Here is a 20,434-nt window from a genome sequence, read left to right on the forward strand (position 1 = left end):
GTGCGCGTCGGGGCCGCCGACGCGGCGGCCCGTTCTCGAGGAGAGGGAGCCCCAGTGGCGCGAACCACCACGAACACCCCGAGCGGCCGCCGACGCCGCTCGCTGATCGGCTCGAGCGCGATGATCGGAGCGGGCGCCCTCGTCGCCGGCTTCGCCTTCGCGCCGACGGCGAGCGCCGTCGAGCCGGTCGACTTCGCCGACACCGTCACGGTCGACGGCATCATGACCCACCTGGAGGCGCTCCAGTCGATCGCGGACGCCAACGGCGGCACCCGCGCGATCGGCACCCCGGGCTACGAGCTGAGCGGCGAGTACGTGGAGAAGGTCCTCGCGGGCGCCGGCTACACGACGCAGCGCCAGGACTTCACCACCGCGACGCAGACGATCGACGCGTTCACGCTGACCACCGGGACCGGCGCCGTCGGCACCCCGATGGAGTTCACTCCGTCGACGCCCGAGGGCGGCGTGACCGGTGAGCTCATCGCCCCCGTCGATCCGCTCGGCTGCACCACGGACGCCTGGACCGGCCTCGACGCCACCGGGAAGGTCGCGCTCGTCAGCCGCGGCTCCTGCAGCTTCCTCGAGAAGTCGGTCGCCGCCGGTGCCGCCGGCGCCGCCGCGATCATCATCTACGACAACGCGCCGAGCGACGCCCTCAACGGGACGTTCGGCGGACAGGACGAGGCCGCCGTCCCCGGCGTCGGCGTCACGCAGGCCGAGGGTCAGGCGCTGCTGGCGTCACTCCCCGCGAGCGTCTCGGTCCTCATCGACCAGACGACGACCGAGGTGGAGACCTTCAACATCGTCACGGAGACCCCGGGCGGCGACCACGACAACGTGGTCATGCTCGGCGCGCACCTCGACAGCGTGCCCGCCGGCCCCGGCATCAACGACAACGGCTCCGGATCCGCGACGCTGCTCGAGACGGCCGTGCAGCTGGCCGCCGCGGGCGACACGACCAACGCGGTCCGCTTCGCCTGGTGGGGCGCCGAGGAGGTGGGCCTGGTCGGCTCCTACACCTACGTCGACTCCCTGACGGAGGAGGACGCCTCGAAGATCGCGACCTACATGAACTTCGACATGGTCGCCTCGCCGAACTACGTGATCTCCGTCTACGACGCGGACCAGTCCACCTACGAGGCCCCCGTGGACGTGCCCGCCGGCTCGATCGCGACCGAGAAGGCGTTCACCGACTACTTCGACTCGATCGACCAGCCCTGGATCGACACCGCGTTCGACGGACGCAGCGACTACGACGGCTTCATCTCGGTCGGCATCCCGTCCTCGGGCGTCTTCACCGGCGCCGACGACGTCAAGACGGAGGAGGAGGTCGCGCTGTTCGGCGGCACCGCCGGCATCACGCACGACCCGAACTACCACTCCGCCGCCGACGACATCGACAACATCAACCAGGAGGCGCTCGGCATCACGTCGAAGGCCATCGCCTTCGTGACCGCCTCGTTCGCCGCGGACACCTCCGCGATCGACGCCGAGAAGGACCCGACCACGCCGACCCCGACGCCGGAGCCCACCGTGGCCCCGACCGCCGAGCCGACCGTCGCTCCGACCGCGCAGCCGACCGTCGCCCCGACGACCGCGCCCACCACCGCGCCGACGGCCGCTCCCACCCCGAGCAGCACGCCGACCGCCGTGGCGCCGCACCCCGGCGGCCGCCCGCCCCTGGCCTCGACGGGAGCCGACGTCGGCCTGCCGCTGGGCCTCGGCGGACTGCTGATCACCGGCGGCGTCGGCGGGCTCCTGCTCGCCGCGCTGCGCCGCCGGCGCGCCGAGCGCGCCTAGCCGCCACCGCCCCGGTGCCGTCCGGCCGTCGCCCCGCGCGACGACCGGACGGCACCGTCGTTCCGCCCTGGGGGGACCCCGGACCGTCGAGACCACCCGCTGCAGCGGGTCCCTTCGACGGTCGGGGGCTCCCTCGCGTCCGACAGGGCTTCCGGCGGCCGGGGGACACGGTGTTCACTGGGCGCATGCGAGCCATCTGGAAGGGCGCGATCACCTTCGGCCTGGTCAACGTGCCGGTGAAGATCTACAGCGCGACCGAGGACCACGACATCCCGCTGCACCAGGTCCACGACAAGGACGGCGGGCGGATCCGGTATCAGCGCAAGTGCGAGATCTGCGGCGAGGTCGTCACCTTCGACCACATCGACAAGGCCTACGACGACGGCGAGCGCACCGTGGTCCTGTCCAAGGACGAGCTCAAGGCGCTGCCGGAGGAGCGCGACCGCGAGATCGACGTCGTGCAGTTCGTGCCCAGCGAGCAGGTCGACCCGATCATGTTCGACCGCGCCTACATCCTGGAGCCCGACTCCTCCTCCCCCAAGGCCTACGTCCTGCTGCGCCGCACCCTCGAGCAGACGGACCGCACCGCGATCGTCGAGTTCGCGCTGCGGCAGAAGACCCGCCTCGCCGCGCTGCGCGTGCGCGGCAAGCTCCTGATGCTGCAGACCCTGCTCTGGGCGGACGAGGTGCGGGAGGTCGAGTTCCCGTCGCTGGAGGGCAGCACCCGGATCGCGGCGCGCGAGCTCGAGATGTCGGCGCACCTGGTCGACTCCTACTCCGAGGACTTCGACGCCGCGAAGTTCCACGACGCGTACCAGGAGGAGCTGCGCACGCTGATCGACGCCAAGATCGAGCAGGGCGACGCCCTCGACACCGCCGCGACCTTCGGCGAGGCGCCGGAGGAGGAGGGCGGCGGCGAGGTGCTCGACCTGATGGAGGCGCTCAAGCGCTCGGTCGAGCGCAGCCGCGGGGCGAAGGGCGCGCCGGCGGAGGAGGCTCCCGCCGAGAAGAAGGCCGCGACGAAGCCCGCCCCGAAGAAGGCGGCGAAGGCTCCGGCGACGACCGCCGCGAAGAAGAAGCCCGCGGCGAAGAAGGCCGACACGGAGAAGGGCGCCGACGCGCCTGCGAAGAAGCGGACCCCGAAGAAGACCGCGGCGGCGGAGAAGGCGGCGTCCTAGCCCCGCCGGATGCGGAGGGTCGGGGTCAGACGGAGCCTCAGGCCCGCTCGGCCGCCCGGTCGGGCTCGTCGGCCGCGTCCAGCTCGTCCACGTCGTCGAGGTCGACCGCGACCGAGCTGACCAGCGCGAGCAGCGCCTCCGCGTAGGCGTTCTCGGCCGCCGCGTCCTCGAAGGTCCGCGCCCGGCCGCCGAGCTCGACCTCGACGGCGAACCGCGTCTCCGGCTCGGCGAGGCGACGGAGGGAGCGGAAGGTCCCGCGGAGGAGCTCGCGCAGCTGGTCCTCCCGCGGCAGCCAGAGCGAGTCCTCCAGGGAGACGGAGTCGAGCGCCCATTCCGTGGTGCCGTTGAAGCCGAGGACGGTCCCGCTCGGGTACTCGTGCGCCTCGATGGTCATGTCGCTGACGGTGAAGACGTCGCCGTCGAAGCCCTCCCGCTCGATGCGGAAGCGGTCACCGGTGCGGGGCGTCCAGCGCACGCCCGCCGTGCGCAGGGCACGGGCCAGCTCGAAGGAGATCATCCGACGAGTGTGGCCCGCGAAGCCGCGAACGCGCCGCGAGCGGCACCCGCGCGCCCCGATGTCGGTGGATGAGTTTACGTTCATGAAACGTCCGGTTCACAGGCCGGGCACCCGCACTGCATAGCGTGACCATGCGTGCCCCTTCCGGGGGTGCGCCGGCCGCGCCGCGCGGCGACGACGCTGCGACCGCTCTTCCGAGCGGCGATCGAGAGGACCACCATGCCCGACTCTCCCACCCCGCCCGACCGCCGCCGGAGGCGCGGGCTCGGCCTGGCGGCCCTGACCGGACTGGCCCTGGCGGCCGCTCCGCTGGTCGCGACCTCCGCCGCGGCCGCGCCCTCGGGCGACGAGCTCGTCATCAGCGAGGTCTTCGCCCGCGGAGGCTCCGCCGGTGCCGCGTTCAGCAACCGCTACGTGGAGCTCTACAACCCCACCGCCGCCGAGATCGCCCTCGGCGGCCTCTCGATCCAGTACCGCTCGGCGACCGGCACCGCGAACCCCACCACGACCGTGCCGCTCACCGGCTCGGTGCCCGCCGGCGGCCACTTCCTGCTCGCCGGCGCCAGCAACGGCACCAACGGCGCGGCCCTGCCGACGCCCGACCAGAGCGCGAACGGCCTCAACATGGCCGCCGCGGGCGGCACCCTCTTCCTCGTCGACGGGACCTCGGCGCTCGTGGCGCCGCCCACCGGCGCCGCCGCCCAGCCGGACGCGGTGATCGACCTCGTCGGCTACGGCACCTCGAACACCTTCGAGTCGTCCGTCGCCACGGTGCCCTCCCTCACCCAGACGATCGCCCGCGCAGACACCGCCACCGGCGACACCGACGTCAACTCGGCCGACTTCGCGCTCGGCGCACCGACCCCGCAGGCCGCGGGCGGAGGATCCGAGCCCGAGCCCACGACGCCGCCGACGACTACCCCGCCGACCACCCCGCCGGCCGAGATCCCGGCCGTCTCCATCGCGGAGATCCAGGGCACCGGCGACGCGTCGCCGCTCGTCGGCAGCACCGTCACCACCTCCGGCGTCGTCACCGCGCGCTACCCGTCCGGCGGCTACAACGGCTACGTCATCCAGACCCCCGGCACCGGCGGCGAGAGCTCGCGCACGGCCTCCGACGCCGTCTTCGTCTTCTCCTCCGCCTCCGTCGGGTCGGTCGCGATCGGCGACCACCTGCGCATCACCGGCGAGGTGAGCGAGTACAACGGCCTGACCGAGCTCACCCCGACCTCGGCCGCGACCGTCGTGAAGCTCGACGACGCCGCCGCAGCGCCGGTCCCGGCCGCCGTCGCGCTCCCCCGCACCGCCGCCGAGCGCGAGGTGCTCGAGAGCATGCTGATCGCTCCGCAGGGCGCCTACACGGTCACCGACACCTTCGACCTGAACAGCTTCGGCTCGGTCGGCCTCGCCGCCGGCACGTCCCCGCTGCTCACGCCGACCGAGGTCGCCCGCCCCGGCTCGCCGGAGCTCGCGGCCGTCGTCGCCGACAACGCCGCCCGCGCGATCACCCTCGACGACGGCGCCTCGATCAACTTCCTCGGCGCCGCCGCGAACAAGGCGATCCCGCTGCCCTACCTCACCACCACCGCGCCGATCCGCGTGGGTGCTCCGGCGACCTTCACCCGCCCCGTCGTCCTCGACTACCGCAACGGCGGCTGGGCCTTCCAGCCCACCACGCAGCTGACCGTCGAGAACGCCGGCGACGTGCAGCCCGCGACCTTCGCGAACACCCGGACCGCGAAGCCCGAGGCCGTCGGCGGCGACCTCTCGATCGCGTCCTTCAACGTGCTCAACTACTTCTCCACCACCGGCGACTCGATCACCGGCTGCACCTTCTACACCGACCGCGACGGCGACCCCGTCACGGTCAACAGCGGCTGCGACGCCCGCGGAGCGGCGAACGCCGATGACCTCGAGCGCCAGCAGGCCAAGATCGTGACCGCGATCAACACCCTCGGCGCGGGCGTCGTCTCGCTCGAGGAGATCGAGAACTCGGCCAAGTTCGGCAAGCCGCGCGACGAGGCCCTCGCCACCCTGACCGCCGCGCTGAACACGGCGGCCGGCTCCGAGGTCTGGGCCTACGTACCCTCCCCCGCAGCGCTCCCCGCGCTCGCGGACGAGGACGTCATCCGCACCGCCTTCATCTACAAGAAGGCCGTCATCGAGCCGGTCGGCGAGTCCGTCGTGCTCAACGACACGGTGAACTTCTCGAACGCCCGCAAGCCCCTCGCCCAGGAGTTCCGCCTCCTCGGCGACAGCGCCAGCGAGTTCGTCGCGATCGTGAACCACTTCAAGTCGAAGGGCTCCGGATCCGGCGCCGACGCCGACCAGGGCGACGGCCAGGGCGCCTCGAACGCCTCGCGCGTGAAGCAGGCGACCGCCCTCGTCGCCTTCGCCGACCGCCTCCGCACCGAGAAGGCCACCGAGCTCGTCTACCTGCTGGGCGACTTCAACGCCTACTCGAAGGAGGACCCGGTGAAGGTGATCACCGACGCCGGCTACATCGACCAGGGTGCGAAGGACGGCAAGTACTCGTACTCGTTCGACGGCGCGGTCGGCTCGCTGGATCACGTCTTCGCCTCGCCCGCGGCCGACAGGACGGTCACCGGGGTCGACACCTGGAACATCAATAGCGGCGAGTCCGTGGCACTGGAGTACAGCCGCTACGACTACAACGCGACGATCTTCTACGACACCTCGGCGTACCGCTCCAGCGACCACGACCCGGTCGTCGTCGGCCTCGACCTGCCCGAGACCCAGACGGACCCGGAGCCCGAGCCCGTCACGGTCATCGACGTCGCGACCACCGCCTCCACCAAGCGCCTCGCCGTCGTGCGGACGCTGACGGTGTCGGCGGTGAACAACGGCGACGAGACGGTCTCGATCGAGATCACGACGGCGTACGGCAGCAAGACGAAGAAGACGGTCAAGCCCGGCCAGTCGTTCACGGTCAAGACCGTGACCGTCTTCAAGCCCATCAAGGCCGGCACGGCGACCATCGAGGTCACCGCGCCCGACGGCACCGAGCGCGTCTACAAGCAGGCGTACCGCGGCGCCTGATCCCGCGCGACCCCTGACCTCGACGAGCTCCGGCTCCTAGAGTTCGGGGATGCCCGAGGGAGACAGTGTGCACCGTCTCGCTGCCCGCCTCAGGCGGGCGGCGGACGGCCGCACCGTCCTCGAGGGCGAGCTGCGCTCCGGGGACGCGGCCGGCACCTCCCTCGCCGGGCTGAGGATCCTCGAGCACGACACCCACGGCAAGCACCTCCTCACCCGCTTCTCCGGCGGAACGACCCTGCACACCCACCTGCGGATGCAGGGCTCCTGGACCGTGACCGCTCCCGGCCGAGCGGTCCCCCGCTCGGTGCAGAAGGACGTCCGCGTCCGCCTCCGCCTCGACGACGACTCGACCGTGTGGGGCATCGACCTCCCGGTCGTCGAGCTCCTCGCCACCCGCGACGAGCCGCGCGCCGTCGGGCACCTCGGGCCCGACCCGCTCCGCGCGGACTGGGACGCCGACGAGGCCGTCCGGCGCCTCTCCCGCCTCCCGGACCGGCCCGTCGTCGCCGCACTCCTCGACCAGCGCTGCCTCGCGGGCCTCGGCAACCTCTGGGCCAACGAGGTCTGCTTCCTCCGCGGGGTCTGGCCCTGGCGGCCGATCGGCTCCCTCGACGTCCGCGCCCTCGTGGCGACCGCGGCGAGAGGCCTCCGCGCCTCCGTCACGATCCCGGGGATGTTTCAGACCACCACCGGTGACACCCGCCGCGGCGAGCGGCACTGGGTCGCGGGGCGCGCCGGGCGCCCGTGCCTGCGCTGCGGCACGACGGTGCTCGTCCGCGACGAGGTCCGCGACGACCCCGAGCAGCGCCGCACCTGGTGGTGCCCGCACTGCCAGCCGGAGCAGGCGGCCGCCCCCTGAGCCCGCGTACCGCCGCCTGAAGCCCGCGTACCGCTGCCGACGGCCCGTGCGTAGGCTGGCCGCATGACGAACGAGTGGGGAACTCCGGACCCGTCCGCCCGGCGAGACCGGTCCGCGGAGGTCGTCCCGGCGGCCGCCTCCGGCGAGGAGGTGGAGACCGCCCGCGTCGAGGACGCCGAGCGCGCGCTCGCTGTGCGCGAGGTCAAGCGGCGCCGCGACTTCCTGGGATCGGTCGGCGGATGGGCGAGCGTCTCGGCGATCACGACCGCCGTCTGGGTCGGCACAGGGGCCGACGGCTACTTCTGGCCGATCTGGCCGATGATCGGGATCGGGATCGGCGTCGTCGGCCAGGCCGCGTCGATCTGGGGTCCCGCCCGCAAGGAGATCACCGAGGCGGACATCGCCGCCGAGATGCAGCGCCGGGAGAAGCGCGGCCGCTGATCAGTCCAGGCGGCCGACCGAGGTGACGCGGACGACGGCCGCACCATGCTCGTCCGACTCGGCGAGGTCGACGGTCGCCGAGATCCCCCAGTCGTGGTCGCCGGCCGGATCGTCGAAGATCTGCCGCACGAGCCACTGCGTCGGCTCCTCCGTGACGAGCAGCATCTTCGGCCCCCGGGCGTCGGGCCCGATGCCGATGCTGTCGTGCTCGTCGTAGTAGTCGTCCAGCGCGGCGCCCCACGCGTCGGCGTCGAAGCCGGCGGCGGCGTCGAGCTCGCCGAGCGCCTCGTGGTCGTCGAGGGCGGCGAGGGTCACCCGGCGGAACATCTCGTTGCGCACCAGCACGCGGAAGGCGCGGTGGTTCGCGGTGAGGCGGCGCGGAGCGGGCGGCACGATCGCCTGGTCCGCCGCGTGGAGCGCCGGATTGACCAGCTCCTCCCACTCGTCGACCAGCGAGGAGTCGACCTGGCGCACGAGCTCGCCCAGCCACTCGATCAGGTCGTGCAGCTCCTCGTTCTTCAGCTCGTCGGGGATGGTCTGCCGGGCCGCGCGGAACGCGTCGGACAGGTAGCGCAGCACCAGTCCCTCCGAGCGGGAGAGCTTGTAGAACGCGGTGTACTCGCCGAAGGACATCGCCCGCTCGTACATGTCGCGCACGACCGACTTCGGCGAGAGCTCGAAGTCCTTCACCCACGGCTGCGCCGCGGTGTAGGTCTCGAAGGTCGCCTCGAGGAGCTCCTCGAGCGGCTTGGGGTGCGTGACGGACTCGAGCAGCTCCATCCGCTCCTCGTACTCGATCCCGTCGGCCTTCATCGCGGCGACGGCCTCGCCGCGGGCCTGGAACTGCTGGGCCCCCAGGATCGGGCGCGGGTCGTCGAGGGTCGCCTCGAGCACCGAGATCACGTCGAGCGCGAAGCTCGGCGACTCCGGGTCGAGAACGTCGAACACGGCCAGCGCGAACGGCGAGAGCGGCTGGTTGAGCGCGAAGTTCGGCTGCAGGTCGACGGTCAGGCGGATGCGGGTCACGCCGTCGGCGCCGACGCTCTGCTCGACCACGCCCGCCTCCCGCAGCGTCCGGTAGATGCCGAGCGCCCGGCGGGCGAGCTGCAGCTGCCGCTTCCACGGCTCGTGGTTGTCGAAGATCAGGGCGTGCACGTTCGCGTAGGCGTCGCCGCCGCGGGCGATCACGTTCAGCAGCATCGCCGACGTGATCGTCATGTGCGAGGTCAGCGTCTCGGGCTCGGCGTCGACGAGCTTGCGGAAGCTCGGCTCGCCCCAGCTGACGAAGCCCTGCGGCGCGCGCTTGGCGACCCACTTCCTCCGCTTCTTCGGGTCCTCGCCCATCTTGTCGAGAGCCTTCCGGTTCTCGGACTCGTGCTCGGGGGCCTGCACGACCACGGTCCCGGCGGTGTCGTACCCCGCGCGACCGGCGCGGCCGGCGATCTGGTGGAACTCGCGGGCCGAGAGCTGGCGGGTCCGGGTGCCGTCGTACTTGGTCAGCGCGGTGAGCAGCACGGTGCGGATCGGGACGTTGATGCCGACGCCGAGGGTGTCCGTGCCGCAGATCACGCGCAGCATGCCCTGCTGGGCGAGCTGCTCGACCAGGCGGCGGTACTTCGGCAGCATGCCCGCGTGGTGCACGCCGATCCCCAGCCGGAGCAGCCGGGACAGGGTCTTGCCGAACGCGGTGGTGAAGCGGAAGCCGCCGATCACCTCGGCGATGCGGTCGCGGTGCTCGCGGGTGGCGATGTTCGCGCTGGTGAGCGCCTGCGCGCGCTCGAGAGCGGCCGCCTGCGAGAAGTGCACGACGTAGACCGGCGACTGGTTCGTCGAGAGCAGCTCCTCGATGGAGTCGTGGATCGGCGCGATCTCGTAGAAGTAGTGCAGCGGCACCGGGCGCTCCACGCCGGTGACCCGGGCGGTCTCCCGGCCCGTACGGCGGCTGAGGTCGGCGGCGAGCGCCGTCACGTCGCCGAGGGTGGCCGACATCAGCACGAACTGCACGTGTGGGAGGGTGAGCAGCGGCACCTGCCAGGCCCAGCCGCGCGCCGGGTCCGCGTAGAAGTGGAACTCGTCCATCACGACCTGGTCGACCGGGGTGTCCTCGCCGTGCCGGAGCGCGAGGTTCGCGAGGATCTCGGCCGTGCAGCAGATGATCGGCGCGTCGGCGTTCACCGAGGAGTCGCCGGTGACCATCCCGACGTTGGAGGCGCCGAAGACGTCGACCAGCGCGAAGAACTTCTCGGAGACGAGCGCCTTGATCGGCGCCGTGTAGAAGCTGCGGCGTCCGGAGGCGAGCGCCGCGGCGTGCGCGCCGATCGCGACGAGCGACTTGCCGGTGCCGGTGGGCGTCGAGAGGATCAGGTTGGAGCCGGAGGCGATCTCGAGCATGGACTCGTCCTGCGCCGGGTAGAGCGGGAGGCCGCGCGACTCCGCCCACTCGGTGAAGGCCAGGTAGACCGCGTCGTCGTCGACGCGCCCGTCCGCGTCGGGCGTCGGCATGCGGTCGAGCAGCGTCGAGGTCATCCCCCCATCCTCCCAGCCCGCGGCCCGTCGCTCGGGTGCGATCCGTCACGGACGGCCCGTGCGCCCCCGCCTCACGGGCCGCGGGTGACGGATCGGTCCGCCGGAGCGAGGGCCCCGTCGACGAGTCCGACGACGCGGTCGGCGTCGGCCAGCACGGCGGGGTCGTGCGAGACGCAGACCACCGTCGCGCCGCGGTCCGCCTCCGCGCGCAGGACCGACCGGATCCGCTCCGCACTCGCCGAGTCGAGGCCGGTGGTGGGCTCGTCCAGGAGCAGCAGGCCGGCCCCGCGGGCGAGCCCCTGGGCGAGGAGCGCCCGCTGCCGCTGACCGCCGGAGAGCACCGCGAAGGGCTCCCGGGCGAGCGCGGCGATCTCCATCCGCTCGAGCGCGGTGGCGATCGCGTCCGCCGCGCGCGCGTCGCTGCGGCGGAGGCGGCCGAGCCGACCCCAGGTGCCCACCGCGACCACGTCGCGCACCGTGACCGGGAGGCGGTCCGGGATCGACGCCCGCTGCGGCACGAAGGCGATCGCTCCGGTGACGTCCCGCGTGCCGGACGTCAGTGGACGCACTCCCGCGATCACCTCCAGGAGCGTCGACTTGCCGGCGCCGTTCGGCCCGGCGATCACGGTCAGCGAGCGCGCGGCGACGTCGAGATCGACCCCCGCGAGAGCGCGGCGGGAGCCGAAGTCGACGTGAGCGCCTCGGAGGCGGACCGGGGGCTCGGGCAGGGGTGAGACGTTCATCCCGACGAGCGTACAGGAGTGATAACCGTTCTCATTATCGTGTACGGTCGGGCACCATGCTCAGCCTCCTCGCCGGAATCCTCGAGCCGTTCGCTCTCGACTTCCTCCAGCGCGCCCTCCTCGGCGGCGTCCTCGTCGCGGTCCTCTGCGGCGTCGTCGGCACCTGGGTGGTCCTCCGCGGGATGGCCTTCCTCGGCGAGGCGCTCGCCCACGGGATGCTCCCCGGCGTCGCCCTCGCGACGGTGCTCGGCGCGCCCGTCCTCGTGGGCGGCGCAGCCAGCGCGGTGCTGATGAGCCTCGGCATCGCGGCCCTGCAGCGGCGCGGACGACTGTCCTACGACACCAGCATCGGCCTGCTCTTCGTCGCCATGCTGGCGCTGGGGGTCATCGTGATCTCGCACTCGGGCAGCTTCGCCACGGACGCGACCTCGATCCTCTTCGGCGACATCCTCGCGATCACTCCCGTCGACATCGGGCTGCTCGCCGCCGCCGCCGGAGTCGGCCTCCTCGTCGCAGCGGCCTTCCACCGCCCGCTCGTCGCCCTGGCGCTGGATCCGCGCATCGCCGCGGTGCTCGGCCTCGGTCCGCGCTCGGCTCAGGCCGCGCTGGTCGGCCTGGTGACCCTCGCCGTCGTCGCCTCCTACCAGGCGGTCGGCTCGCTCCTCGTCGTCGGGCTCCTGCTGGCTCCCGCGGTGGCCGCCGGTCACTGGACCACGCGCATCCCGACCCGGATGCTGCTCGCGTCGATCCTCGGCGCGGCCTCCGTGCTCGTCGGCCTGCTCGTCTCCTGGCACGCGGCCACGGCCGCGGGCGCCTCGGTCGCCGGCACGGCCATCGCGGTCGCCGCGGTGTCCTGGGCGGTCCGCTCGGCCGCGTCGGCCCTCGCGTCCCGGTCGGGCCCTCAGCCGGTCGCCGCATGAGGCCCTGCCGGCACCGCTCCTCCCCCGCTCACCCTCGAAAGGACTCCGTGCACTCCCGAACCACCGCCTCCACCGTCCTCCTGGGCGCTCTCGCGCTGGGCCTGGCCGCCTGCTCGACCAATGCCTCCGCGCCGGCCGCGGACGACACGGGCTCCGGCCACGGCCCCGTCGCGAACGCCGTCGAGCTCGCCGAGCCGCGCCTGGGGCTGACGTCGATCGACCCGTCGGGCGCCGTGTCGCACCTCGACCTCCTCGACGAGACGGTCACCGGCCTCGGCACCATCGGCGCACCGAGCGCGATGACGACCGACGGCCGCTACCTCTTCGCCCAGACCGATGCGGGCGTCGAGATCGTCGACAGCGGCGTGTGGACCTGGGACCACGTGGACCACTTCCACTACTACCGCGCGGACCCCCGCCTGATCGGCACGGTCGAGGGCTCCGGGACGGCCGTCGTCGCCACGACGAACCTCTCGACCACCGGCGGAACCGGACTCTTCTTCCCCGACACCGGCGAGGCGGTCCTCCTCGACACCGAGGCGCTGTCGAAGGGGGCGATCGTCGAGCGGTTCCGGAAGGACGTCGAGCCCGGACCCGGGATGGTCGTGCCCGTCGGCTCGTCCGCACTGGTGACCGAGGGGTCCGGATCCGGAGCGGCCGTCGCCGGCTACGACTCGGACGGCGAGCCGACGGGCCTCCGCGAGGCCTGCCCCGACCCCGCCGGGACGATCACCACCCGCGTCGGCGCCGTCATCGGCTGCTCCGACGGCGCACTCCTGGCGTCGATCGAGGACGAGGAGCTCATCGTCGAGCGGATCCCCTACCCCGCCGGCACCACCGCGCCACCCGCCGCCTCCTTCGACAACCGCGAGGGCCGCCCCACGGTCGCCGGCCTCGCCGGGGACGCGGGCATCTGGCTCCTCGACACCCGGGAGCGCTCCTGGAGCCTCCTCCCCTCTCCCGCCCCGCTGGCGCAGGTCACCGCGGTGGACGACGCGGACGAGACCGTCCTCGCCCTCGCCGCCGACGGCCGCGTGCTGGTGCTCGACGGCTCCGACGGCGCGGTCCTCGCCGAGACCGCGCCCCTCGTCGCCGACACGACCGCGGACGGCTCGCGGCCCGTCCTGATCGCCGACCAGCAGCGGGCCTACCTCAGCGCACCCGCCGAGCGGAAGCTGCACGAGATCGACTACGCGGACGGCGCGCGCCTCGCCCGCACCTTCGAGACCGCCACCGAGCCGGCCCTCACGGCGGAGACGGGCCGATGAGGCGCCGCTGGGCCCTCGCGTCCGCCGCGGCGGTCCTGCTCCTGTCGGGCTGCACGTCCGCGGAGGAGGACGAGAGGCCCCTCGTCATCGTCTCCACCAACATCCTCGGCGACGTCGTGGGCGAGCTCGTCGGCGATGAGGCGCAGGTCGTCACGCTGATGAAGCCCGACGCCGACCCGCACTCGTTCGAGATCTCGGCGCAGGAGGCGGCGCGCCTGCGCTCCGCCGACCTCGTCGTCTCGAACGGGCTCGGACTCGAGGAGGGCCTGCAGCAGCACCTCGACGAGGCCTCCGGTGAGGACGTCCCCGCGTTCGTCGCCGGCGACGCCGTCGACGTCCTCGACTACAGCGAGGGAGACGCGGAGGGGAGCCCGGACTCGCACTTCTGGACGGACCCCGGCCGGATGATCGACGTCGTCGACTCCCTCGGGCCCGTGCTCGCCGCGCTCGACGGCGTCGATCCGGCCGCCGTCCGGGACCGGACGGCCCGCTACCGCGCCGAGCTCGAGCGGCTCGACTCCGAGATGGCCGCGGCGTTCGCCGCGATCCCCGCCGAGCGCCGCGCCCTCGTCACCAACCACCACGTCTTCGGGTACCTCGCCGACCGCTTCGACTTCGACGTCGTCGGCGCCGTCATCCCGGGAGGCACGACCCTCGCGGCGCCGTCCGCCTCCGACCTCGCCGATCTCGTCGACGCGGTCGAGCAGACCGGCGTCCCCACGATCTTCGCGGAGTCCTCGTCTCCCGACCGCCTGGTCCAGGCGCTGGCGAGCGAGGCCGACATCCGCGTGGAGGTGGTCGAGCTGTTCACGGAGTCCCTGACGGGGCCCGAGGGCGGCGCTCCCGACTACCTCGCCATGATGCGCGTCAACACGCAGCGCATCGCCACCGGGCTCTCCCCGTGAGCCCTCCGATCCACCACCAGGAAGAAGAAGCACCCATGCAGAATCCCCACGTCCGGCGGGCGGGCCTCGGCCTGATCGCCGCCTGCTCGATCACGGTCCTCGCGGCTTGCTCGTCGAGCTCGACCCCGGCCGCCGAGTCCTCCGCGTCCACCGCGCCGGCCACCGAGGCCGCGGCGGCCGCCGGCGCCCGCGTCGCCGTCGCCTACGAGGGCGGCATCCTCGTCCTCGACGGCGAGACCCTCGAGACCGTCGCGGACCTGGACTCCGAGGAGTTCACCCGCCTCAACCCCGCCGGCGACGACCGCCACGTCCTGGTCACCATGAGCGAGGGGTTCCCGCTCCTCGACACCGCCGCCGGCACCGGCGGCGAGCCGGAGCTGACGGACATCGTCTTCCCCGCGGACACTCCGGGCCACGTCGTCCGGCACGCCGGGAAGACCGTCCTCTACGCCGACGGCACGAGCGACACGACCGTCCTCGAGACCGCCGACCTGGCGTCCTCGGACGGGATGCCCGAGACCGAGACCATCCCGGGAGTCGAGGCGCACCACGGCGTCTCGATCGTCCTCGAGGACGGCACCTTCCTCACCACGGTCGGTGATGCCGACGGTCGCAACGGCATCGAGGTGCGCGACGCCGCCGGCGCCGTGACGGCCACGAACGACCAGTGCCCCGGAGTCCACGGAGAGGGCACGGCCGAGAACGAGGTCGTCGTCTTCGGCTGCGAGAACGGCGCCCTGGTCTACGACGGCGGCGAGATCACGAAGCTCGAGGCTCCGGACCAGCCGTACGGCCGCATGGGCAACGCCTGGGTCAGCGAGACCAGCCCGATCATCGTCGGCGACTACAAGGACGACCGCGACGCCGAGGGCTACCTCCTGCACCGCGTGGCGCTGATCGACACCGAGGCGAAGACCCTCGACGTCGTCGACCTGCCCGAGGGCGTCGAGTACACCTTCCGCGGCGTCGCCCGCGGCCCCGATGACCTGGCGTACATGATCGCCTCGGACGGCGCGATCCACGTCCTCGACCCCGAGACCGGCGAGCTGACCGCCTCCTACCCCGTCGTCGACGCCTGGGAGAGCCCGGTCGAGTGGCAGGACCCGCACCCCGCGATCACGGTCGCCGGGGACATCGCCTACGTGACCGACCCGGCCGCCGACAGCATCCACGCCGTCGACCTCACCACGGGAGAGGTCGTCGCCACGGGCGAGCTCGACGTCACGCCGAACGAGATCGCCGTCGCCGCGAGCTGACCATCGGCACGGAGGAGGGGCGCGGGGCCGTGGGCTCCGCGCCCCTCCTGTTCACCTGGAGGGGCCAGGATCTCCGCATGACGACCGACTTCGATCTCGACCAGGTGGTGCGCGACGTGACCGCGAACGTGCGCAAGAAGTTCCCCGACCACTCCGAGGAGCAGGTCGCGCCGCTCGTGCGCGAGGAGCTCGCGGACCTGCAGGACCGGCCCGTGCAGGACTACCTGACGGTGCTGACGGAGCGAGCGGTCAAGCGCCGCCTCAAGCGCGAGGCGCGCGGGGAGTAGACCGGGTCAGGCGAGCGCCCGCTCGATCGACGCCCGCAGCGCCGGAGCCGGCCGGAGCGCACCCGCCTCCTCCGCTTCGAGGAGCGCCTGGGCGTCCGCCGGGCTGTGCTCGCGGTACCAGCGGTCGACCGGGACGCCGTGCCCGGGCCGGCTCAGCACCTCGACGGCGTCGCCCGCCTCCACCGATCCGCGGTGCAGCACCCGCAGGTACGCGCCGGTGCGCCCCTCGTCGGCGAAGCGCTTCACCCACTGGGGCTCTCCGAGGGCCCGCTGGAACGTCGCGCACGGCGTCCGCGGCATCGTCACCTCGACCTCGACCGCCTCGCCGATCCGCCAGCGCTCGCCGATCACGGCTCCGCTCACGTCGAGGCCCGCGATCCGCAGGTTCTCGCCGAACATCCCCGCGGCGACCGGCCGCCCCAGGCGCTCCGCCCACCAGAGCGCGTCCTCGTCGGAGTAGGCGTAGAGCGCCTTGTCGAGGCCGCCGTGGTGCGCGCGATCGGCCTGCACGTCGCCGTAGAGGCCCAGGTCGCGCACTCCGACGGGACCCTCGACCGGCCGCTTGTCGATCGCGGTCACGCCGACCGTGCCGGAGTCGGGCAGGAGGCGGGCGACGCGGCACACGGCGAGCAGGCGGGGCATGCCGCCATGGTGCCAGCACTAGGCTCGCCGCGTGCGCGACGCGACCGCTCCTCCCCGGCTCGACCCCCTCCTCCTCGACGGCCTCGCCGAGGGGTACGCCGGGGACACGGGCGCCCGGGAGCACGCCGAAGGACTGCGCTTCGCCGGCACCGACCTCACCGGCGCCGATCTCACCGCGGCCTCCTTCAGCGAGTGCGTGCTGGAGGGAGTGGTCCTCGACGGCGCCCAGCTGCGGGCCGCGTCGATCGCGGAGTCGCGGCTCGAGCGGCTGGACGTCCCCGGGCTCTCGGCGCCGCGGAGCCGGCTCCGATCCGTCGAGCTGCTCGCCTCGCGGCTGGGCTCGGCCGAGCTCTACGAGAGCACCTGGGAGCAGGTGCGCGTGGCCGACTGCAAGCTCGGCTACCTGAACCTCCGCGGAGCCGCGGTGCGCGACGTGCTGCTCGAGCGCTGCACGATCGACGAGCTCGACCTGGCGGGTGCGACCGGCACGCGGCTGCGCCTGGTCGACTGCGACGTCCGCTCCCTCGATCTCTCCCGGGCCCGGATCGAGCACCTCGATCTGCGCGGCGCCGAGCTGCACGTGCTCACCGGGCTGGACGGCCTCCGCGGCGCCACCCTCTCCGAGCTGCAGCTCAGCCTCCTGCTGCCGCTGTTCGCGGAGCACTTCGGGGTGCGGGTGGGCTGAGCCGCCGGTCCGCCTAGCGCCGGCGGGCGATCAGCCGCGTCAGAGCGCGGCGGCCGAGGAGGAACACGGCCAGCACGACGGCCGTCACGATCACGAAGCTCCACTGCACGCCCTGCCCGGAGGCGATCCGCAGGAGCATCCCGCCCGCGACGGTCACCGCCCAGACGACGAGCCCGGCGGGCACGATCCGGTCCGGGGAGCGCCACGAGCGCGTGACGACCCAGCCGAGCAGGAGCGCCGCCAGGAACGGCCAGAGCGTGGTGAGCAGGCCGATCAGCGCCGACCCCTCGTCGTGGCTCCCGCGGCCGATCAGCACGAAGACCAGGACGAGCACGGCGTCGAGGGCGAGGCCGAGCCCCGCGTGCCGGGTCATGCGGGCTCCGTCACGAAGTCGATGAGCTGCTCGACCCGGCCCAGCAGCGCCGGCTCCAGGTCCTGGAAGGTCCGCACCCGGCCGAGGATGCGCTGCCAGGCGCGCGCGATGTCGGCCTGCTCTTCGTGCGGCCAGCCGAGCGCCTCGCAGATCCCGTGCTTCCACTCGGTGCCGCGCGGGATCTCGGGCCAGCGCTCCAGGCCGATCCGGCCGGGCTTCACGGCCTGCCAGACGTCGATGTAGGGGTGGCCGACGACGAGGACGTGGGCGCCGTGCGGACCGGCGGCGACCTGGTCGGCGATCCGCGACTCCTTCGAGCCGCGCACCAGGTGGTCGACGAGCACGCCGATGCGGCGCCCCGGACCGGGCCGGAACTCTCGCACCAGCTCGTCGAGGTTGTCGACGCCCTCGATGTACTCGACGACGACGCCCTCGACCCGCAGGTCGTGGCCCCAGACCTTCTCGACCAGCTCGGCGTCGTGCCGGCCCTCGACGTAGATGCGGCTGGGCAGGGCGACCCGCGCCTTCGCGTCGGCGACGTGGAAGGAGCCGGAGGCGGAGCGCGCGCGACCGAGGCCGGCGTCGCGCTTCAGCCCGGGCGCCTTCAGCGACACGGGCTTCCCCTCGAGGAGGAACCCGGGCCCCAGCGGGAACACGCGGACCTTGCCGAACCGGTCCTCCAGCCGCACCATCCGCAGCTCCACGCCGAGCACGGCACCCACGAAGCCGGAGGCGACCTCCTCGACCACCAGATCGCGCTCGGCCTCGACCACCGCCACCTCGACCCTGCCGCGGGCGCGCCAGTCGCCGGCGAGCACGTCCTGCCCGTACCTGTCCTCGTCCATCGCACCGAGGGTAGCCGGAGGCGCGCGGGGCGCCGCGCGGACACGGCGCATGCACCTCTGCTTACATGAGCAGATGACCGAGGACCTCGAACCCGCCGCCGAGCTCTTCAAGGTGCTGTCCTCCTCCTCCCGGCTGCGCCTGCTCCGGGCCCTCACCGAGGAGACGTCGACGGTCGGGCGGCTGGCCGAGGTGACCGGGCTCTCGCAGCCGCTGGTCTCGCAGCACCTGCGGATGCTCCGCACCGCCGGGCTGGTCGCGGTCGAGCGCGTGGGCCGCGAGGCGCACTACTCCGTCGTTGACACCCACGTCACGCACATCGTCGACGACGCTGTCCGGCACGCCCTGGAGGGGTGACCTCCGTCCTTGTCGGGAACGATGATCGCTCTCGATTAGGCGCATCCATTGCAATGCGTTTATGGATCTGGTCGACTGGAGCCCGTCGCGTCCGCGGCCCCCGCATCCGGAAAGGCAGCACCATGAGCACCACCGATCTCCACGCCGAGCACCCCGTCACCGAGCACGAGCACGGCGAGGGCTGCGGTCACCCGGCCGTGCAGCACGAGGACCACGTCGACTACGTCCACGGCACGCACCACCACGCCCTGCACGGCGACCACTACGACGAGCACGAGTCGGAGGCCGAGCACTCGACCGCCGACCACGAGCACGGCGACGCCTGCGGGCACGAGACCGTGCAGCACGACGACCACGTCGACTTCGTCCACGACGGCCACAAGCACGCCGCTCACGCCGGCCACTACGACGAGCACTGAGGCCGTGCACGACGGGAGGGCTCGCACCCTCCCGTCGGCACTCAGCCCTGACGTGCCTTGAAGCGCGGGTTCAGCTTGTTGATCACGAAGACGCGGCCGCGGCGGCGGACCACCTGCGAGCCGGGCTGCGCCTTCATCGACCTGAGGGAGTTGCGGACCTTCACGGATGCTCCTGTCGTTAATGAGAACTGTTATCGATAGAGTAGCGGTCCATGGAGCCCCACCACCCCGCACCCCCCGTCCTCGCCGTCACCCTCGTCACCGCGACCGACCCCCGCGACGCCGGGCGGACCGCCGCACTCCTCGCCGGCAGGCCCGAGTCCCGGATCGCCTTCGAGGTCGATCCGCCCGGCGCCGACGGTCCCGCTCTCGCCGAGGAGCTCCACCGGCGCCTCGCGGCCGACGCCGACGACGGCCACCGCGGTCACACGGTCGTCGCCCTCGATGGCCAGGCCGACCCGCTCGAGATCGGACTCGTGCTCGAGCACCTCTGCGCGCAGCGGCATCCCGCCGACACCCTCATCGCGATCCTCGACGTGGTCGCCGTGACGTCGACGGAGGAGATCCTGCGCGTGCTCTGCGGCGGCGCGGGCCCCTCCTTCGACTCGGCGGAGCGCCTCGCCGCCCGCCTGGAGTTCTCGAGCCTCATCGCCCTCGCCGAGCCCCTCTCCGAGAGCGACCCCGAGCGGACCGCACTCGTCCGCGACCTCCTGCGAGCACTCGCCCCCACCGCCGATCTCCTCCCCGCCGGTGAGCTCCCGGCGGAGCCACGGAGGCTCCACCCCCGGCGCGCGCACGCGATCGCCTCCTCGATGGGCTGGCAGTGCGCCCTCAACGGGACCTCGCGGCGCCGCGCCTCGGGCACGACCGTCGAGGAGTTCGTGTTCCGCGATCCACTGCCCTTCCACCCCGGCCGCCTGAGCACGGCGGTCCACGGGGAGCTGGTGGCGGAGAAGGTGGGCCGCATCCTCCGCTCCCGCGGCCTGGTGCGCCTGGCGACGCGCGCCGACCGGGTCGGCTCGTGGTCCGTCGCCGGCGACGTGCTGACGCTGGACCCGACCAGCCTGCTCAGCTGGGACGAGGACGCGCCTCTCGGCCAGGAGCTCGCCTTCTTCGGGACGGGCCTGGACACCGGGAGGCTGACCGCCGTCCTGCAGAGCTGCCTGCTCACCCCCGAGGAGCTGCTGGCCGGCCCCGCCGCCTGGGCGGAGTACGCGGACCCCTTCCCGCGCTGGGTGGACGAGCACCGGAACTGAACCGAGCGCCCTCCGCCGCGCGGGACTCGACGAGAGCGACCCGCCAAGGACACCATTAGGCGAATGGTCCTCCGAACGCGCCATCGGACTTCTGGAACC

Annotated in this window: 21 protein-coding genes; 14 read left to right on the forward strand and 7 right to left on the reverse strand. The window is 73.0% G+C overall.

What is annotated here, in order from left to right:
- Window positions 1-54: 54 nt before the first annotated feature.
- On the forward strand, window positions 55-1,800 hold the full coding sequence (locus tag C5C55_RS09195; protein ID WP_104233704.1) for a M28 family peptidase: 1,746 nt from the start codon (window positions 55-57) through the stop codon (window positions 1,798-1,800).
- A gap of 185 nt (window positions 1,801-1,985) precedes the next feature.
- Window positions 1,986-2,978: a Ku protein gene (locus tag C5C55_RS09200; protein ID WP_104233705.1), complete on the forward strand. Its 993-nt coding sequence runs from the start codon at window positions 1,986-1,988 to the stop codon at window positions 2,976-2,978.
- Window positions 2,979-3,015: 37 nt separating this feature from the next.
- Here C5C55_RS09200 and C5C55_RS09205 read toward each other — a convergent pair whose 3' ends face one another.
- Window positions 3,016-3,495 (reverse strand): pilus assembly protein CpaE, encoded by a 480-nt coding sequence (locus C5C55_RS09205; protein ID WP_244229602.1) that lies wholly within the window; start codon window positions 3,493-3,495, stop codon window positions 3,016-3,018.
- Between the two features lie 219 nt (window positions 3,496-3,714).
- Here C5C55_RS09205 and C5C55_RS09210 point away from each other — a divergent pair, with 219 nt between their 5' ends.
- The 3 genes from C5C55_RS09210 (at window position 3,715) to C5C55_RS09220 (ending at window position 7,855) form a co-directional block, all read left to right on the forward strand.
- Window positions 3,715-6,555 carry an ExeM/NucH family extracellular endonuclease gene (locus tag C5C55_RS09210; RefSeq protein ID WP_104233706.1) on the forward strand — a complete coding sequence of 947 codons (2,841 nt, stop codon included), beginning with the start codon at window positions 3,715-3,717 and terminating at the stop codon, window positions 6,553-6,555.
- A 49-nt stretch (window positions 6,556-6,604) separates the two neighbouring features.
- Complete coding sequence (locus C5C55_RS09215; protein WP_104222261.1) at window positions 6,605-7,414, forward strand: DNA-formamidopyrimidine glycosylase family protein; 810 nt, start codon at window positions 6,605-6,607, stop codon at window positions 7,412-7,414.
- Window positions 7,415-7,477: 63 nt separating this feature from the next.
- On the forward strand, window positions 7,478-7,855 hold the full coding sequence (locus C5C55_RS09220; protein WP_104222259.1) for a 2TM domain-containing protein: 378 nt from the start codon (window positions 7,478-7,480) through the stop codon (window positions 7,853-7,855).
- On the opposite strand, the gene C5C55_RS09225 is transcribed toward C5C55_RS09220, so the two are convergent.
- On the reverse strand, window positions 7,856-10,381 hold the full coding sequence (locus C5C55_RS09225) for an RNA helicase (RefSeq protein WP_104233707.1): 2,526 nt from the start codon (window positions 10,379-10,381) through the stop codon (window positions 7,856-7,858).
- 71 nt (window positions 10,382-10,452) lie between these two features.
- A complete protein-coding gene (gene aztA, locus C5C55_RS09230) occupies window positions 10,453-11,124 on the reverse strand; it encodes a zinc ABC transporter ATP-binding protein AztA (RefSeq protein WP_104233708.1) in 672 nt (223 codons plus the stop codon).
- Window positions 11,125-11,180: 56 nt separating this feature from the next.
- On the opposite strand from aztA, the gene aztB reads away from it, so the two are divergent.
- The 5 genes from aztB (at window position 11,181) to C5C55_RS09255 (ending at window position 15,760) form a co-directional block, all read left to right on the forward strand.
- Entirely contained in the window at window positions 11,181-12,044 is an 864-nt protein-coding gene (gene aztB / locus C5C55_RS09235) for a zinc ABC transporter permease AztB (RefSeq protein WP_104233709.1), read from the forward strand.
- A gap of 47 nt (window positions 12,045-12,091) precedes the next feature.
- Window positions 12,092-13,312, forward strand: coding sequence for an ABC transporter (locus C5C55_RS09240; RefSeq protein WP_104233710.1), 1,221 nt, complete (start codon window positions 12,092-12,094; stop codon window positions 13,310-13,312).
- Window positions 13,309-14,217, forward strand: a complete 909-nt coding sequence (gene aztC, locus C5C55_RS09245; RefSeq protein WP_104233711.1) for a zinc ABC transporter substrate-binding protein AztC — start codon at window positions 13,309-13,311, stop codon at window positions 14,215-14,217. Before C5C55_RS09240 ends, aztC begins: the two co-directional genes overlap by 4 nt.
- Window positions 14,218-14,252: 35 nt before the next feature.
- Complete coding sequence (gene aztD, locus C5C55_RS09250; protein ID WP_104233712.1) at window positions 14,253-15,473, forward strand: zinc metallochaperone AztD; 1,221 nt, start codon at window positions 14,253-14,255, stop codon at window positions 15,471-15,473.
- A 77-nt stretch (window positions 15,474-15,550) separates the two neighbouring features.
- Window positions 15,551-15,760, forward strand: a complete 210-nt coding sequence (locus C5C55_RS09255) for a three-helix bundle dimerization domain-containing protein (RefSeq protein ID WP_104262881.1) — start codon at window positions 15,551-15,553, stop codon at window positions 15,758-15,760.
- A 6-nt stretch (window positions 15,761-15,766) separates the two neighbouring features.
- On the opposite strand, the gene C5C55_RS09260 is transcribed toward C5C55_RS09255, so the two are convergent.
- A complete protein-coding gene (locus tag C5C55_RS09260; RefSeq protein ID WP_104226901.1) occupies window positions 15,767-16,402 on the reverse strand; it encodes an MOSC domain-containing protein in 636 nt (211 codons plus the stop codon).
- 31 nt (window positions 16,403-16,433) lie between these two features.
- Between C5C55_RS09260 and C5C55_RS09265 the strand changes: the two genes are divergently transcribed.
- Complete coding sequence (locus C5C55_RS09265; RefSeq protein ID WP_104233714.1) at window positions 16,434-17,087, forward strand: pentapeptide repeat-containing protein; 654 nt, start codon at window positions 16,434-16,436, stop codon at window positions 17,085-17,087.
- Window positions 17,088-17,100: 13 nt separating this feature from the next.
- Here the strand turns inward: C5C55_RS09265 and C5C55_RS09270 are convergent, their stop codons facing one another.
- On the reverse strand, window positions 17,101-17,460 hold the full coding sequence (locus C5C55_RS09270) for a DUF3054 domain-containing protein (RefSeq protein ID WP_104233715.1): 360 nt from the start codon (window positions 17,458-17,460) through the stop codon (window positions 17,101-17,103).
- Complete coding sequence (locus C5C55_RS09275) at window positions 17,457-18,305, reverse strand: DUF3097 domain-containing protein (RefSeq protein ID WP_104233716.1); 849 nt, start codon at window positions 18,303-18,305, stop codon at window positions 17,457-17,459. The genes C5C55_RS09270 and C5C55_RS09275 overlap by 4 nt, the downstream gene beginning before the upstream one ends.
- A 73-nt stretch (window positions 18,306-18,378) precedes the next feature.
- Between C5C55_RS09275 and C5C55_RS09280 the strand changes: the two genes are divergently transcribed.
- Together C5C55_RS09280 and C5C55_RS16860 are read left to right on the forward strand one after the other, a co-directional pair.
- Window positions 18,379-18,660: a metalloregulator ArsR/SmtB family transcription factor gene (locus tag C5C55_RS09280; protein WP_104233717.1), complete on the forward strand. Its 282-nt coding sequence runs from the start codon at window positions 18,379-18,381 to the stop codon at window positions 18,658-18,660.
- Between the two features lie 122 nt (window positions 18,661-18,782).
- A complete protein-coding gene (locus C5C55_RS16860) occupies window positions 18,783-19,079 on the forward strand; it encodes a hypothetical protein (protein WP_104222233.1) in 297 nt (98 codons plus the stop codon).
- 41 nt (window positions 19,080-19,120) lie between these two features.
- Here C5C55_RS16860 and ykgO read toward each other — a convergent pair whose 3' ends face one another.
- A complete protein-coding gene (gene ykgO / locus C5C55_RS09290) occupies window positions 19,121-19,243 on the reverse strand; it encodes a type B 50S ribosomal protein L36 (RefSeq protein WP_104226896.1) in 123 nt (40 codons plus the stop codon).
- A 48-nt stretch (window positions 19,244-19,291) separates the two neighbouring features.
- Here ykgO and C5C55_RS09295 point away from each other — a divergent pair, with 48 nt between their 5' ends.
- Window positions 19,292-20,335, forward strand: a complete 1,044-nt coding sequence (locus C5C55_RS09295) for a GTP-binding protein (RefSeq protein ID WP_104233718.1) — start codon at window positions 19,292-19,294, stop codon at window positions 20,333-20,335.
- Window positions 20,336-20,434: the final 99 nt, after the last annotated feature.

The sequence above is a fragment of the Rathayibacter sp. AY1C2 genome (genome assembly GCF_002931195.1).
Taxonomy (GTDB): Bacteria; Actinomycetota; Actinomycetes; order Actinomycetales; family Microbacteriaceae; genus Rathayibacter.